This is a genomic window from Methanofollis sp. (genome assembly GCF_028702905.1).
Taxonomy (GTDB): Archaea; Halobacteriota; Methanomicrobia; order Methanomicrobiales; family Methanofollaceae; genus Methanofollis.
Genome location: NZ_JAQVNX010000049.1, coordinates 1 through 14368 on the forward strand (window position 1 = coordinate 1; position 14368 = coordinate 14368).

15 protein-coding genes, 1 tRNA gene and 2 pseudogenes are annotated in these 14368 nt (G+C 55.5%); 8 read left to right on the top strand and 10 right to left on the bottom strand.

The annotated features are described in order from the left end of the window. Nucleotides 1-227, top strand: a pseudogene (locus PHP59_RS07300) (SDR family NAD(P)-dependent oxidoreductase); the annotation flags it as partial. 29 nt (nt 228-256) lie between these two features. Then, nucleotides 257-1219, top strand: coding sequence for a DUF1848 domain-containing protein (locus tag PHP59_RS07305; protein WP_300165540.1), 963 nt, complete (start codon nt 257-259; stop codon nt 1217-1219). 227 nt (nt 1220-1446) lie between these two features. Here the strand turns inward: PHP59_RS07305 and rsgA are convergent, their stop codons facing one another. Beyond that, nucleotides 1447-2541, bottom strand: a complete 1095-nt coding sequence (rsgA, locus tag PHP59_RS07310; RefSeq protein ID WP_300165542.1) for a ribosome small subunit-dependent GTPase A — start codon at nt 2539-2541, stop codon at nt 1447-1449. Between the two features lie 85 nt (nt 2542-2626). Between rsgA and PHP59_RS07315 the strand changes: the two genes are divergently transcribed. From PHP59_RS07315 to PHP59_RS07330, 4 genes are all read left to right on the top strand, one after another. Next, on the top strand, nt 2627-2899 hold the full coding sequence (locus tag PHP59_RS07315) for a hypothetical protein (RefSeq protein ID WP_300165544.1): 273 nt from the start codon (nt 2627-2629) through the stop codon (nt 2897-2899). 73 nt (nt 2900-2972) lie between these two features. Next, nucleotides 2973-4160: a prenyltransferase gene (locus PHP59_RS07320; protein ID WP_300165546.1), complete on the top strand. Its 1188-nt coding sequence runs from the start codon at nt 2973-2975 to the stop codon at nt 4158-4160. Further along, nucleotides 4157-5215: a hypothetical protein gene (locus PHP59_RS07325; protein ID WP_300165548.1), complete on the top strand. Its 1059-nt coding sequence runs from the start codon at nt 4157-4159 to the stop codon at nt 5213-5215. The genes PHP59_RS07320 and PHP59_RS07325 overlap by 4 nt, the downstream gene beginning before the upstream one ends. Before the next feature lie 160 nt (nt 5216-5375). Further along, on the top strand, nt 5376-6878 hold the full coding sequence (locus PHP59_RS07330; protein ID WP_300165550.1) for a potassium/proton antiporter: 1503 nt from the start codon (nt 5376-5378) through the stop codon (nt 6876-6878). A 39-nt stretch (nt 6879-6917) separates the two neighbouring features. Here the strand turns inward: PHP59_RS07330 and PHP59_RS07335 are convergent, their stop codons facing one another. Beyond that, on the bottom strand, nt 6918-7064 hold the full coding sequence (locus PHP59_RS07335) for a hypothetical protein (RefSeq protein ID WP_300165552.1): 147 nt from the start codon (nt 7062-7064) through the stop codon (nt 6918-6920). 273 nt (nt 7065-7337) lie between these two features. On the opposite strand from PHP59_RS07335, the gene PHP59_RS07340 reads away from it, so the two are divergent. Together PHP59_RS07340 and PHP59_RS07345 are read left to right on the top strand one after the other, a co-directional pair. Further along, nucleotides 7338-7601: a hypothetical protein gene (locus PHP59_RS07340; RefSeq protein ID WP_300165554.1), complete on the top strand. Its 264-nt coding sequence runs from the start codon at nt 7338-7340 to the stop codon at nt 7599-7601. A gap of 217 nt (nt 7602-7818) precedes the next feature. After that, on the top strand, nt 7819-8295 hold the full coding sequence (locus tag PHP59_RS07345; RefSeq protein ID WP_300165556.1) for a hypothetical protein: 477 nt from the start codon (nt 7819-7821) through the stop codon (nt 8293-8295). Between the two features lie 23 nt (nt 8296-8318). Here PHP59_RS07345 and PHP59_RS07350 read toward each other — a convergent pair whose 3' ends face one another. The 8 genes and pseudogenes from PHP59_RS07350 to PHP59_RS07385 form a co-directional block, all read right to left on the bottom strand. Then, entirely contained in the window at nt 8319-8591 is a 273-nt protein-coding gene (locus PHP59_RS07350; protein WP_300165558.1) for a type II toxin-antitoxin system RelE/ParE family toxin, read from the bottom strand. Continuing rightward, the gene (locus PHP59_RS07355; protein WP_300165559.1) at nt 8588-8833 is read right to left on the bottom strand and encodes a hypothetical protein; all 246 of its coding nucleotides are present in this window, start codon (nt 8831-8833) and stop codon (nt 8588-8590) included. The genes PHP59_RS07350 and PHP59_RS07355 overlap by 4 nt, the downstream gene beginning before the upstream one ends. Before the next feature lie 240 nt (nt 8834-9073). Then, complete coding sequence (locus tag PHP59_RS07360) at nt 9074-10444, bottom strand: MATE family efflux transporter (protein ID WP_300165561.1); 1371 nt, start codon at nt 10442-10444, stop codon at nt 9074-9076. Between the two features lie 332 nt (nt 10445-10776). Continuing rightward, nucleotides 10777-11742: a HEPN domain-containing protein gene (locus PHP59_RS07365; protein ID WP_300165563.1), complete on the bottom strand. Its 966-nt coding sequence runs from the start codon at nt 11740-11742 to the stop codon at nt 10777-10779. Nucleotide 11743: 1 nt separating this feature from the next. After that, on the bottom strand, nt 11744-12658 hold the full coding sequence (locus PHP59_RS07370; RefSeq protein ID WP_300165565.1) for a HEPN domain-containing protein: 915 nt from the start codon (nt 12656-12658) through the stop codon (nt 11744-11746). A 32-nt stretch (nt 12659-12690) separates the two neighbouring features. After that, complete coding sequence (locus PHP59_RS07375; protein ID WP_300165567.1) at nt 12691-13503, bottom strand: helix-turn-helix domain-containing protein; 813 nt, start codon at nt 13501-13503, stop codon at nt 12691-12693. A gap of 435 nt (nt 13504-13938) precedes the next feature. Then, nucleotides 13939-14048, bottom strand: a tRNA-Met gene (locus tag PHP59_RS07380). Nucleotides 14049-14120: 72 nt separating this feature from the next. After that, nucleotides 14121-14368, bottom strand: a pseudogene (locus PHP59_RS07385) (acetyl-CoA carboxylase biotin carboxylase subunit); the annotation flags it as partial.

The window sequence follows — 14368 nt, forward strand, 5'->3', positions numbered from 1 at the left end:
CCCACGGCGACCTGCGGGTCCCGGACGACGCCTATCCTGTCGAGAAGGCGGCGTCTTTCATCCTGGACAGGGTGGCGGAGCAGAAGGGGATCATCGTCGTGCCCGAGGACCCGAACACCGATGTCTGGAAGGGGTATGTCCTCGGCGACCGGGAGGTGGAAGAGCGGTTGTACCAGATGGCGCACGACCGCAGGGAGGCCTTCGAGAAGGGCGGGACATATTTCTGAGATCAGGCTCCACTCTTTTTTCGCGAGGCATGAAGACAGTAGCGCCCGTGATCATCTCGGCGAGCCGGGCGACAGACATCCCGGCATTTTACAGCGAATGGTTCATGAACAGGCTGCGGGCCGGGTATGCGGTCTGGACGAACCCCTTCAACAGGAAATTCTCCCAGAAGGTCTCCTTTGAAAAGACGAGGGTGTTTGTCTTCTGGACGAAGAACCCCGCCCCCCTGGTGCCGCACCTCGACGAGATCGAGAGGATGGGGTATCATTACTATTTCCAGTACACTCTCAACGATTACGAGAGGGAGGGGCTCGAGCCTGGCCTGCCCCCTCTCGACGAGCGTGTCGAGACCTTCCGGGCGCTTGCTGAGCGTGTGGGAAAGGAGCGGGTGATCTGGCGCTTCGACCCCCTCCTCCTCTCCAACGACCTCACCGTCGAGAAACTCCTCGCACGGGTGAAGGGGGTGGGGGACCGCATCCACGCCTCGACGGAACGCCTGGTCTTCAGCTTTGCCGACATCGACGCCTACCGCGCGGTGCGGCGGCGGCTCGGTTGGAGGTACCGCGAGTTCGGGCTCGAGGAGATGCGGGCCTTTGCCGAGGGCCTCGCCGCACTGAACAGTGACTGGGATCTTGCCCTCGCCACCTGTGCGGAGGAGGTCGACCTCTCCGCCTGCAGGATAAAGAAGAACAGGTGCATCGACGACCGCCTCCTCAGACGCCTCTTCCCCGACGACCCCGCGTTGACGGCATTCCTGGGCCCGCCGTCGCAACGCGACCTTTTCGGGAGGACCACTCCCGCGAAGGGCCTGAAGGACAAAGGCCAGCGGGAGAGCTGCGGCTGCATCCGGAGCAAGGACATCGGCGCCTACTCGACATGCCCCCACCTCTGCCTCTACTGCTATGCGAACTCGGCCGAAGGGGCGGTGCGGCGGAATTCTGAGAGGCACCGGGTTGAGGAGGAGGGGTTGGTGCAGACGGGGGAGGGAGCGTGATCGTGTCCCGACCATCCTGGGTGCAGTCAGCCACCCGGACGGGAACTCCCTCGGCGTAGAGTCTCAAACCCTCTCTCTTCTGCCGGAGATCGCTGACAATCCGGAGGCGGAGGCCCTCCTTGAGTTCATAGAGTATAACACAGACCCTTCTCCTCTCCTGACGGGCCCTCCTTTTCCGCCGAGAGATGCCGGGTCCGATTTGCAATCGGTACTGCACCGGATTGCCGTTACTTCCCTTTTATCTTCCAGATATCTCGGGCAGATTTTCCGATTTCTTTCCAGCGCTTCTTTTCAAGCCTCACCAGCCCGATCTCCGCTTTATCCCGTTCGAATTCGAGTTCTCGCATGAGCCGGTGAAAATTCTCCAGCCGTGCTGCAGAGAGGACTCCGTCCCTCACGGCCGCCTGCACCGCACAGCCCGGCTCCTGTTCGTGCCGGCAGTCCGAGAACCGGCAGCCCTCCGCCAGTTCGAGAATATCGGGGAATGTATCAGCAATACCGGCAGCTGCCGTACCGATGCCGACCTCCCTCAAACCGGGGTTGTCTATCATGAGCGCCCCGCCTTCCAGGACGAAGAGCTGGCGGACGGTCGTGGTGTGCCGCCCTTTCTCGTCGTAGTCCCGGGTATGCGAGGTCTCCTGCACCGGACAGCCCATGAGCCGGTTTATCAGGGTGGACTTGCCGACGCCCGACGAACCGATGAGGGCGACCGTTGTTCCCGGCGGGAGGTACGGGTCAAGCCGGTCGACACCCTCTCCGCTCGCGGCGCTGATTGGAATGACCGGTATACCGGGAGAGCCCGAAGCGATCCCATCGGCGAGCGATGCGGGGTCGTCCGCCAGATCGGATTTATTGATGACGATAACGGGGCGGGCACCCGAAGCGTGGGCGATAGCGAGAAAGCGTTCTATCCGGCGGGCATTGAGGTCATGACCGGCGGCCGTGACGATAAAGACCGTATCGATATTCGCCGCAATGACCTGGTCGGTGCTTTCACGCCCCGATGTCCCCCGTGCAAAGAGGGTCTTGCGCGGGAGGATATCAACGATCGTCGAGGTGCCGGCCTCCGGCTGATCGAGCAATACGACGAAATCTCCAACCGCTGGAAAGCGGCCGAGTTTCCGCAGAGCTCCGGAGATCCCCGCCGTGATGGACCCGCCGTCGACGAGAACGTCCCACACGGTCTTCTGCCGGCAGGCCACGCGGCCCGGCACATACGGCCCGGCGTACTTTGAGAATGCCGCATTGTGCTCCTCCGTCCAGCCGAGGTCTTCAAGCGTATGGGAGTGCTGCTCTCCGCACCGGGATGTGGACTGTTTCATTAGACGACCTTTCCTCTGTAAAATGGGTGGCATACAATGCGCCAAGTGCTTTGTGGTCGTTTTCATCGACTGCGGTCTCTTCTGTGTGGCGAACGCATGCGAGCAACGGTGTGCCTACAAGGTCAAAGAAGAGGGTGCCGCCGTTGAAAATAGTGATATTGATAACAGCAGCGAGACGATGATGCTGATCCTCACGCCTTTCTGGTTCATGGCTCTGAAATGCGGCCTATCCTTTTCCGGTGAGTTCGAGAGTGATCTCCTTCTCATTTCGCAGGCCGCGAACTTTTTTACCAGTTCGCGCTTTGTCAGCCGGGTTATCGTCCGGGATGCGGCCGAGGGCGTTACCCCGAGAATGTGATCCCGGATACCGCATTGAGGAAAGCGCCTCTCGTATTCATACGGGGTGTCGGGTTCGACGATCACGGTGCTGGTTGTTTCGGGAGGACCCTGACATCATCGAGAGTATCGACAGCGAAAATATTAATGCCGCCCGGACCACTGAAGGCGTTCGAGGCGAAAAGTGCGAAGGAGTGAATATCCGCCAGATTAACAGAGCGAAGACAGATCGTTGGTATGGAAATGTGTGCGGTGATATCCGTTTCATGATACGGTCCAGAGAGTACGATTATGATGACAAAAAAACTGTGACGCCTCCTGCTGGAGGAGATGGCTTCGACTTTCGCACATTCCGGCACATCCTGCGGATCGAGGGGCTCATTCCTTTTACCGGGTGTGCAATTCTCATCGGGTTTGCAGTGGCACTCTGGGAAGTCGGTTTTTCAGGCGCTGACTGGCGCTTATTTGGTATCGCGGTTGTCGCAGTTCTCCTCGTCCACATCGATGCCCACATCTGGAATGATATCATGGATCTCGAGGTTGACCGGCGTGAAAAGAGCAGGGAAACGAAACGTGACCGGCCCCTCGTCTATGGGTGGGCTACTGTCGGCGATTACAGGAAGATGTCCGCGATTATCACGGTCCTGGTGGTGGTCCTCACCGCATACCTGACGATGCAGCGGATTTTGATCCCACTCCTGTTTATCATGGGATTTTTTTTCGATTATGGCTATAACCATCCCCGCATCGCGCTGGGGCACCAGCCCTATACCGAATGGTACATTTTTCCCTGGCTGGTCGTCGGCGTGACGGTGACGATCGTTTATGCCGCGACCGGCATATTCTCTCTCCTGGCCTTCATCCTGTCGCTCCTGCACGGCCTGACGGTGACCTGTTTCGCGGTATCGATGATGCGTCGGGACGTACATTCCGACCGGTTGGGGGGGAAAAAGACATCTTCCGTCGTGTCTCCGGAGATCCCGCACGCCACGGTGTACGGCATCGTTACCTTGCTTGTGTCCGTCCTGATGTTCTACCCTCTTGTTTCCATTCTCGGCAGTACGGAGTTCGCATATCTTCTTATCCTCACAACGGCCGTTATCGCAGCGATGAACACGGTTTGCGGGGCAAGAATTGATCAACTGTGCACCCGCGCGTTGTACTCCGTTTATCCTGATTTCGAGTCGAAAGCCAACACGTTAATGTTGCAGCAGGTGGGAGCATCGATGGTCCATGCCGTGGCGATCACCGTGATCGTACTGACGTCCGGGGGGATTGTATGAACGTTGCGATTGCAGGTGCCGGGATCGCCGGCGGGTATCTGGCCGGGCTTCTCGAACAGAGAGGGATCTCGCCGGATGTCTATGACGGCCGGGGACATGCCACTCGCTGTACATGCCGTTCGTGCGGGTGGGGTGCGCCGACGGGTATCGGACCGTACCTCGCCGATGTCGGCCTCGACCTGGACGACTACCTCATCGAACCCATGTCCCCGATGGATTTTGACGGCCTTGTGGCCACGACGCCCCTTTGCACCGTACATAAACCCCGGCTTCTCCAGGATCTCACGAGATCTGTCCGATTGAAGCGGCAGGATCTGGTGCCGGAGAAGGCAGAGGACTATGATATTGTGGTGGATGCGACCGGGATCAACCGGGCTCTCCTTCCTCCCTGCAGGTCCGACCTGACGCTCCCGACGCTGCAGCACCGGGTAATCGTGGAATCCAGAGGGAGCGAGCGCCTCGGAGCGGGGGTGTACGGGAACCGGATACCGGGACTCGGGTACCTGTGGATCTTTCCTCTCGGACACGATCACTATCATATCGGCATTGGCGGTATCGGCCGTATCCAGCACGATAGCCTTCTGGAACGGTTTTATCGGGATGCGTCCGGGCAGTTTTCATTCACCCGGCAATGCGGCTGTCATGGTCTCGTCCGGGTCGCTTCTCCGTATTACTCGACGCCCTTCTCTGTCAGAAAGACGCGGAGCGACGGTTCGCCCCAGGTGATCATTGGTGTCGGCGAATCGATAGGGACCGTATCGCCGTTCACGGGAGAAGGAATTGTTTATTCTCTGGAATGTGCAAGACTTCTGGCAGATTCCTGGCCGGACCCTGAGGACTATACCAGATCGGTGCTGGGCCGGTTCGCCTGGATGAAAAAAGAGCGGGAAACGCTCGATTATCTTCTCTCGCCCGAAGGAAAGAGCGGGCCGAGGCTGCGGGATCGATGGAGGTTTTTCCGCAATGCTCGTCGTTCCGGGATCGGACTTCCCATGCTGGAGGCTTTCAAGCGGATGGGCAGCCTTTCGCAATGGTTGGAGGGCCCGGATGTATGATCAATAATGATTCAGGTACGATCTCCCCACTGATATCTGGCGTGTCTCGTGCGGCAGGCCTGTTCTTTCCCGTCACTTTTTGCCGGCGGGATCGAAAGCAGAAGGATGCTCAACGGGTCGAGGAGTCACGAATATAGCGTTTCACGCCCGATCTGTACTCATGTACTCATACATGGCGCTCACCCTCGAAATCGTGCTTGTCGGCATAGCGTTGCTCTTCCTGATCAGCATCATCGCAAACAAGTTCTCTGAGCGTCTCGGCGTCCCCGCCCTCCTTATCTTCCTCATTGTCGGGATGCTGGCGGGTTCGGAGGGCCCGGGCGGGATCCCGTTCGACGACCCCGTGATTGCGCAGGCCATCGGGATTATTGCGCTTGCCTACATCCTCTTCTCGGGCGGCCTCAACACGAAGTGGGAACAGATCCAGCCTGTGCTCTGGCCGGGGATCGCCCTCTCTACCCTCGGCGTCGTCCTGACTGCAGTCCTGCTCGGCGCATTTGCCGTCCTGGTCCTCGGGTTCTCCCCGCTTACGGGCCTTCTCCTCGGTGCGGTCGTCTCGTCCACCGATGCGGCTGCAGTCTTTTCAGTCCTGCGGATGGCACGAGCGCGCCTGAAAGGAAACCTGCGGCCGTTCCTCGAACTGGAGTCGGGGAGCAACGACCCGATGGCGGTCCTTCTCACCACCGGCATTATCGGCCTCATCCTCACCCCGGGATCGTCGATCTTCTCCCTCGTCCCGATGTTCGTGCAGCAGATGGCGGTCGGCAGCATGCTCGGCTACGTGATGGGCATGGTCCTTGTGTCTCTCGTCAACCGTATCAGGCTGGAGTCCGAAGGGCTGTACCCCGTGCTCACCCTGACCATAGTGCTGTTGACCTACGGGCTGACCTCCACACTCGGAGGAAACGGGTTTATCGCGGTCTATGTCGCTGGCCTTGTCATGGGCAACAGCACCTTCGTTTACAGGAAAAGTCTGGTCCAGTTCCACGACGGGATCGCATGGCTGATGCAGATCGTGATGTTCCTTGCACTGGGTTTGCTCGTCTTCCCCTCGCAGCTCGCTCTGGCGGTCGTTCCGGGCCTGCTCGCCGCTCTCTTCCTGATCCTGGTCGCACGGCCGGTTGCTGTCCTGGTCACGCTGCTCCCCTGGAAGATGCCGATGAACGAGAAGATCCTGGTCTCGTGGGTGGGACTGCGGGGGGCCGTCCCGATCATCCTCGCGACTTATCCCCTCGTGGCAGGAGTGCCCGGTGCGGACCTGATTTTTAATATGGTCTTTTTCATCGTCATCGTCTCGGCGCTGGTCCACGGGACATCGATCCCCGCCGTCGCCCGTCGGCTCGGTCTCGCCGCCCCGGTCGAAGAACCGCTCAAACTCTCGCGGGAGTTCGAGGCGGAATCCGATACTCCGAGCAAAATGCTCGACCTGGTCATCCCCCCGGACTCCCCGGCTGTGGGAAAGCAGGTCGTCGACCTGGGGTTGCCGAAAGGTGCCCTTATCATTCTCATGCAGAAAGGGAAGAACCGCTTTGTCCCGGGCGGCAGCACCGTCATCGGGGCCGGCGATACGCTCCTCTTCCTGACGACGGAGGACCTGGTGGATGAGGTTCGTGCCAGATTGGTCGGGACGGAGGGGGAGGTGTCGATGCAGACAGGGGAGTGAGAGTCCTGCCGCCCCGCACTCCGTCGAGAAGAGTGTCGATTACAGCAACCTCTCCTGGAGCGACGCCTTCGGGGAGGCGATCAACGCCACGTTCCAGAAACAGCGTTTCCCGAACCGGGCGCCTGTCGGCACGGAGGCGGCCGTCGGGTTCGTCCCCCGCACCGTCACCCTCACCGCGGCGGACAACGGTTACGAAACCCTGGCCAGGACGAGCATCTTCCTCGGCTGCCAGGTGAACGATGGGAGGGCCGGGTCGTCAGGCGCCCTCAAGGCGGTGATCGCAAACGAGACTGTGACCGTCCGCACTCTTTCCGGAGGCTTCTATGAAGAGTCCTACGACGCCTACCAGCCATTCATGGCGGCGGTGAAGGGGGCGCTCTCTCACGCATTTTTCTCTCCCTTCACCGGAGTGGCAGGTACCAGAAGTTTGATATCCCCGTCGTGCATGGTCTCTTCTCTATGCTGCACACCCGCGAGATCATCAGGAAGATCTGGGACGCACAGGGCTACGGAAACCTTGCCGTCTGGGAGGACGGCACGACCGCCGTCATCGCCCCGGGCGAGACGCCGGAGAAGAACGGAAAGCCGCCCCTTGCGATCTTCAAGCCCATTCCCCTTGTGGGAGGGTTTTCGATGCTGGACTTTGCCACCCACGACGCCGCACTGCTGGAGCACGTCGAGACGACGATCAGGGAGGCCGGGGTGGAGATCGAGCGGGATTGAGGGGGCGTGTTCCCCCTCGATGTGGTACCGGAAGCGTTCATGAACGGTCTTCTCTGATCGGAACGTCCTTTCGCCGTGAGGCGGCATCTGCAGAGAGAGGGCATAACCCTCAATCGGAGTTTTTATAGTGTGCCGTTTCCCGCTATCATCTTTAGAAATTGCGAAATGCGGTATCAAATGATCGGGTTTTATCAGCACGAAAAATCCATCCCCCACTATGAATAGATCGTCGTTTTTCCTCCTTGTTGCGGTTGTTCTCGGCCTGTTTCTCCTAACCGCCGGGTGCCTGCAGGCGCAGTCCGGACCCATCACGCCTGTCACCGGTGCGGCAACCCCCTCGCCGGAGGTCACATCGCCCTCCACCCCTGACATCGTCGGGGTCTGGACAGGCACGTCGAGCGGGCACATCAAGACCGTGGGGTTCCGTGAGAGTGCTGCCCACCGGTACACCATCACGGCACAGAATGGATCGGCCTTTACCGGCTATAAGGAGTATACAAAGGCGGACGGCGTCAGGTATTCGGAGAACTTCTCCGGCGTCATCGCCTCTGACGGGGAGATCTCCATCATCGATCACGACGACGGCTCCGCACTCGGCGAGTTCATCGGACAAGATGAGATCGAACTCCGGTACATCGAGAACGAGGACACTGCGGTGGCCCTCCTCTTCCATCTGAAGAGGGAGAAGAACTGATTTTTCCCCTTCTCTTTTTTCGATCAGTATTTCCGATACACTGTACGCCGATGTCCCACCTCGATCACGTGGATGACCATCACGTCGTCGACGATGGTGAGGATGGCGCGGTATTCGCCGACCCTGAGAGAGTAAAATGGCGGGTTCTGTCCTCCCTGTATCTTCTTCACATGCCTCTTCGGGTCCGTCTCCCCGGCGAGCGACATCAGTTCTTCACCGATCGCGAGGGCGTAGTCCTTCGGGATACGCTTGATGTCACGGCGGGCCGTCGCGGAGAAGAAGACGCGGTAACTCATTCGTCTTTCAGCTCCGCCATGACCTGTTCAAGGGTATAGACCCGACCCTTTTTGATATCTTCGAGAGACTCCTCGATGGCCTTGATGGTGGCGTCGCTGAGGGGTTCGTCATCGACTGCCATCTCCACAAGCCGCTCGATCACGTCGGTGTAGGATTCCCTGGGGTGGACCTTGAGAGAGTCCAGGCGGTGCTTGAGGGGGACCCTGATCTTGATGGTGGTGGTGTCGGTGGCAGTGGGCATACCTGAGTATGCGGAGGTATCCATGATGAAGGTTATGATCGTCTGTATCGATCTCTTCTGAAAGGGGAGAAGAACTGTTCCTTCTCTTTTTTCACGGTACGGAGAGGCATGAAGCCTCTCGATCACCGCTCTCTGTCCTCCTCTCCCCGCAGGTTGCACATTTCGTTGAAGATGAAATACTAATTTTGCATATTTTAGTAGTTCGTTAGTATTTCTGGGTGGGGGAGGAAAGGGCGGAGGTCAGGGAGATACACCTGTCCGTGTCGAACCGCCCTCGTTCGCGGGAAATACTCGCGTGATCGCCCTCCTTACCCCGATATAGGCCAGCACCGGATCGGCGAGGAAGGAGATCGTATAGAACATCATCACGCTCGTAAAGGTGGCCGGAATAAAGCCCAATTTTACCAGGGCCACATAGGGCAGGATCATGCCGATGTTCACGAAGCAGGCGATATAGAAGATGTAGCGTGTCTGGCCCGTCCCGTAAAACACGCTTCTCAGGACCGTGCCGATTCCAAAGCCGATATAGGGGATGATCAGCCACCAGAATGTTTCGGTGGAGTATTTCACCATCTCGGGGTTCGGATTGAAGAAGGCAGAGATGTTTTCCCAGTACAGAACCCCGATCAGTGCGATCGCGACCATGATCGCGATCACGAGGATCATCGACGTGATCACGACGTTCTTGGCCTCACGGTACTTTTTCTCGCCGAAGTAGTTCCCGACGACGACGCTCGTCCCCTCCCCGAGTGCGAGGACCGGGATGAGGAGCGTCCACATTACCCACATGGCGAGCCCGTAGCCGCCGAACTCGTTGGTGCCGATGACGTTCAGCACGAGGAGCAGGCCCATGTACCCCACGTTGCGCACGAGGGAGTCGAGACCGGTCCACCCTCCGATTTTGAACAGCGGGACGACATTTTCCTTCCACGTTGTCGAGGCGATGGTCACCCAGTCCAGATGAAGCAGGTGAAGGGTATAGAGGAGCGATATCACCATCAGGGCGATCTTCGATATCACGTACCCGATTGCCACGCCCTGTATGCCGAGGTGGAGCGAGAGGGAGGTGTTCGAGATGAGGAAGAGGTCGAGGATCATGTTGAGGATGACCGAGACGAGGACAAGGTAGAGCGCCTCCCTGCCCTTCTGCATGGACTTGATGGCGATGAGGAAGAGGTAGGCCACGGCCTCGAATGGGAGGGCGACCGACTTCAACACAAGATATTGTGTGGTCATCCGGACGATCTCGATGGGTGTCCCGATCGTCGACACGAACTCCGATGTGAAGAGGAGGACGATCGAGGTGACGATCAGGGCAAAGGTCACATGCAGGATCAGCCCTGCTTTTAAGATGGAGATGACTCTTTCACGGTTGTGATAGTTCTGTGCGATCAGCGCCAGTATCCCGAATGGTATCGCTTCGTTGACAATTTCGATCGTCACGGCGATGAACTCGTATTGCTCCGTGATTGCCAGGGCGTCAAAACTGATCTGGCCGATCCAGTAGACATTGGTGAGTTCGTAGAGCCTGGGAATGAGCATGGCGAGGACCAAAAAGCCGATGAAGTGCCACGGATAGGCGCGTGTGATGGTCTCCCACTGATTTTTCATTGATTGATAAATCGACACGATAAATCACCAGAATGAGTAATGGGCATACATTGTGGAATTATTTGACGAAAAATGGTTTAATTTTATTCTGATTTGTTATCGGATATTTAATCGGGGAGAGAAGTATCTTTTATCAGGGATATCTCGAAGAATAAGAGATCATCACGGGCTTCGCCCGGAGAGGGAGGCGTTCGATACCCCTGAGGGGTGATCGGGTCCGGCATGGATTTCATATCCAGCATTTTGATAATCGATCCCCGGAGAAACGGGAGGAGTGGTTGTGTTCGCGGTGATCTCGATCCTCAAAATGGGCTATTTTGATGATTTTTGATTCAAGTGAGTTTATTATGGGGTACCTCTAGGGCGATAGTCACATAGAGTCTACGCAGGCGATCAATAGATCGATCTGCGATGTGGTACAGCGAGGGAAGGGCCTGGATGAGAGGACGCTCCGACGTGTAAAATTCTAGGGGATCGAAGTCCTCTTCGGGATAGCGGGCGGCGATGGCATGGGGTTGCATGACAAAAGAGAGACAAAAAAGTGAGATCATCGCCCCACCAAACTCGCATACCGGTTCGATCACCTCTTTCCAGAATTTTTTCTGCGTGAAGAGGTTCATGAAGTCTTCAACGCCTTTTTCAAGGTTGGCCCTCTGTTCTGGGTAAGCGGCACAAATCGGCTCCAGAGTGGCATGTGCATTCTTTCTTAAGGTGAGAAGATCGTCCGCCTTCGGGAGTTTGTTTTTCTGAATCATATTGTGAATTCGAGCGATCTGATCTTCGTTTTCTTGGACATATCTGAAAATATCTGTTAAATCCTCCTTGGAGAGATCCAGATACTGTTTGTGGTTATTCGATAGTTCGTTCAGGTTTGTGACGACACCGTGAATCCCATCGACGAGAGGGGTGATATTAAACCCGGTGATCTCGATTATCTGTTTCATTTCAGGTAATGTAGTGGCCGCCTCTTTGACAACGATCATCTCTTTTTCTATCTTTTCTGCGGAGCGTTCGAAGACCCGGACGCTCAGGTGCCCGACTTTTCGAGATGATCGAGCTTCAGCTTCTGTCATGCCGGCGAAATGCATGCCAAAAGATTTTGTTGCCTTTTCAACTGCTTGCTGGAAGAGAAAAATGGCCTGGGGATAGTGGGCCTGTGCGTAAAGTTCAGTGGATGCTTCCAGATCGTCAGCCGCCATGGCGAGGAGACGTAGGGCAGGCGTTGGTGTGGTGATGTGTCCACTCGCTTCACATTTTTGCTGGTTCTCAGAAAGTGTAGAGATATGTAACGAATCCATGTTATTGATCTCCAATGAGTGGTAACTGAAACAATTCGTCCATTTTTTCAAGGCTGGCCTGTGCAGTGTGTGCGATGGATGGGAAGTACGCGATGAGCGCTTGGTTTTTGGTGTATTCGTTGATGGGGGAGTAGCCTTTGTCTGGGTACCGGCACCGGCTTTCATGTTCTTGGGTGATGATGGCAAAGTACAGGAGCGGACTGATGATGACCATGCCCTTCATCACAGAGAGAAGGAGTGTTTTGAGGTTCTGGTCGTTGAAGGTACCATTGATTGTATCATTTATGAGTATCTTAGTGGCAGGTGTGCCACCGATGAGGGCGTAGACCTCTTTTACTGCTCCAGTACGGATGAGTTTCCCGATCTCCGGATCAAACTTTGGGGATGTTATGAGGTCTTCACACGTCAGTTCAGTTTGTTCCTCGACGCGGAACCGTTCCAATCTCTTTACAAGTTCGTCGGAGGTGATTGTATGCGAAGAATCTATGACCTTATCGATCTCCTTCTGTGCCCAGTGGAGATCTTTATCGAGATTGTCGAGATAGGATTCATATGCTGTCGTTTCTCCATCCTGTGAAGTGCCGATACAACTACGGACCATCTTCACTTCGCTGATCATAGGGCCAATGATATCTCGGAGTTTCAGGAAGGCCATTTTTCCTACTCTTGCCCCTTTATGGCCGACGTCTTTCGTGTTCCTTGCTTCTTCCAGTGTGATCGTACCGTGGTGATACCCGAAGGCCTTCCACCCTTTTTCCACTCCTTGCTGGAGAAAAAAGACGGCCTGAGGATAGTACCCCTGATCGTATAGGCACATCGCCGCATCAAGATCCTGCCGGGCAATTGCGAGGGTATCCTTCGCCAGCGGGAGATCAGGATGAGCCTTTTTTTTAATGGGCTTCCCTTTCTTCCCCATCTTATAACCCCGCTGGTAGTTGACCGATCATATTATGGTCCCCTTTTGTCACAATTCATGACCGCACTTTCGATTATGCTTTTCTTTCTCGCAATCATCTTGGCGATGAATTCATCAAAAGATTCTTGGGGATAATGTGGATTTGGCTTAGATTCATAATATGTGTCACATAAACTGGCTATATTCCCAATAGTACAGTCGCTAAAAATATTTTTAAAAACCGTATCGGATCGAGAGATATGTCCATACAACTCTTCGAGTTGAAATAAATCATTTTTAAAGGTTTCTTTGGACGTTATCCCCGTTATTGCTGTTGTCCGTCTCGCCAGTATTTCCTGAATCTGCTCGTATGTTGCCTCCTCGGAGTTGGTATTCCCGCGGTAGTAAATACGGTTCTTTTGTATGCCCTCTCCGGCTCCCCGTGGGAGAAAAGGGATATTCTGAGGCGTGTCTTTGACCAAAAACACCTGAAACTTTTTTCCTTTCAGTACGCCATATTCTGATTCGTCATACGCGAAATCAAGGATCTCATAGTCAAGATTTTCAGGAACGAACGTGCTCAATTTTTGTTGTATGTGGGTTTTATCCTCAAAATTTTCAAGACCAACTGGCTCATAGTTATTGTCTTCGAGTTCTTTTACTCCAAAGACAATAGTGCCCCCCATGCTATTCGCCATTGCAATAATTATTCTTGCAAGTTTTGACGCCCCAATCATTGATTCCTTATAATCCAAATGATTGAATTCCCCAAGGTTATCCTTCAAGATGTCCCGAAGTTTTGTGCGATCTGGATCCTCAAAAAAGGGAGCAAAAGCCTCCCTGATACCGCCGATGATTGCACTCATCCAATCACAACCTAGCGCCTGTCTTTGAATGGGTCGTCCATCAATCCCATTTTGAGATGTTCGATGGAGGCGGTTCGCAGATGCCGGATTTGAATGCTGATTGGAGGTGAGGTAGGTGTTTCAAAAAATAATCCATTTACACCCGATGAAAATAGATATCTTGGTTCTTCTGTCTGTCCACTCATTCAAGCGGTTATTATGTGTTCATATGAATTATTGTTCCGGTTTGGTCCCACGATAAACATTTCAAATCTAAAAAAACAAATATTCGGGTCAATTTGCACTTGAACGAACTTTCATGAAATTTTGGGCGTTTTCACTGCTACTATGGAGAATGGTGCGATTTCGTTGGCACTCTCACGTTGCCCGAAAATATCCCAAAAAAGCACACTCAGAAGATCAATACATAATCACAAAAAAACCGTCCCAAAAGAGTGCTGCGAGGGGGATCCGAACCCCCGACCTCCAGATATCTCAGATCTGGGCGCTCCGTGATGCTCAAAACCCTATGAGTCTGGCGCCCTAACCAACTAGGCCACCGCAGCACGAGTGTTTGCACCTAAGTGCATTATAACAAGGACGGATGGATTAATAAAGGTTATTGTGGGGAGGGGGGTTCAGCGCCTCATCTGGTTGATGTAGACGTTGACCGCGGCGGAGATCGCTGCCGTCTCCTTCCCCTGGCGGAGGGAGTCCGCGAGGGTCTGCATGCGTGTCTCCTCCTCGCGCAGGTACCGGCGGAGACTCTGGGCGATGTGCTCCTCCTGGAGGAAGTGGGTGTGCGTGTTGCCGAGCGCGAACTCCCTGTTGTGCATGATCGCGTGGTGGAGGGGCAGGGTCGTCTTCACGCCCAGGATGACGTACT

Bases quoted from the DNA above. Each gene is read 5' to 3' on its own strand.
- PHP59_RS07360 (WP_300165561.1), bottom strand. From the start codon at position 10,444: ATGAAAAATCAGTGGGAGACCATCACACGCGCCTATCCGTGGCACTTC.
- PHP59_RS07325 (WP_300165548.1), top strand. From the start codon at position 4,157: ATGAACGTTGCGATTGCAGGTGCCGGGATCGCCGGCGGGTATCTGGCC.
- PHP59_RS07365 (WP_300165563.1), bottom strand. From the start codon at position 11,742: ATGGATTCGTTACATATCTCTACACTTTCTGAGAACCAGCAAAAATGT.
- PHP59_RS07355 (WP_300165559.1), bottom strand. From the start codon at position 8,833: ATGCCCACTGCCACCGACACCACCACCATCAAGATCAGGGTCCCCCTC.
- PHP59_RS07370 (WP_300165565.1), bottom strand. From the start codon at position 12,658: ATGGGGAAGAAAGGGAAGCCCATTAAAAAAAAGGCTCATCCTGATCTC.
- PHP59_RS07340 (WP_300165554.1), top strand. From the start codon at position 7,338: ATGCTGCACACCCGCGAGATCATCAGGAAGATCTGGGACGCACAGGGC.
- PHP59_RS07375 (WP_300165567.1), bottom strand. From the start codon at position 13,503: ATGAGTGCAATCATCGGCGGTATCAGGGAGGCTTTTGCTCCCTTTTTT.
- PHP59_RS07305 (WP_300165540.1), top strand. From the start codon at position 257: ATGAAGACAGTAGCGCCCGTGATCATCTCGGCGAGCCGGGCGACAGAC.
- PHP59_RS07330 (WP_300165550.1), top strand. From the start codon at position 5,376: ATGTACTCATACATGGCGCTCACCCTCGAAATCGTGCTTGTCGGCATA.
- rsgA (WP_300165542.1), bottom strand. From the start codon at position 2,541: ATGAAACAGTCCACATCCCGGTGCGGAGAGCAGCACTCCCATACGCTT.
- PHP59_RS07350 (WP_300165558.1), bottom strand. From the start codon at position 8,591: ATGAGTTACCGCGTCTTCTTCTCCGCGACGGCCCGCCGTGACATCAAG.
- PHP59_RS07345 (WP_300165556.1), top strand. From the start codon at position 7,819: ATGAATAGATCGTCGTTTTTCCTCCTTGTTGCGGTTGTTCTCGGCCTG.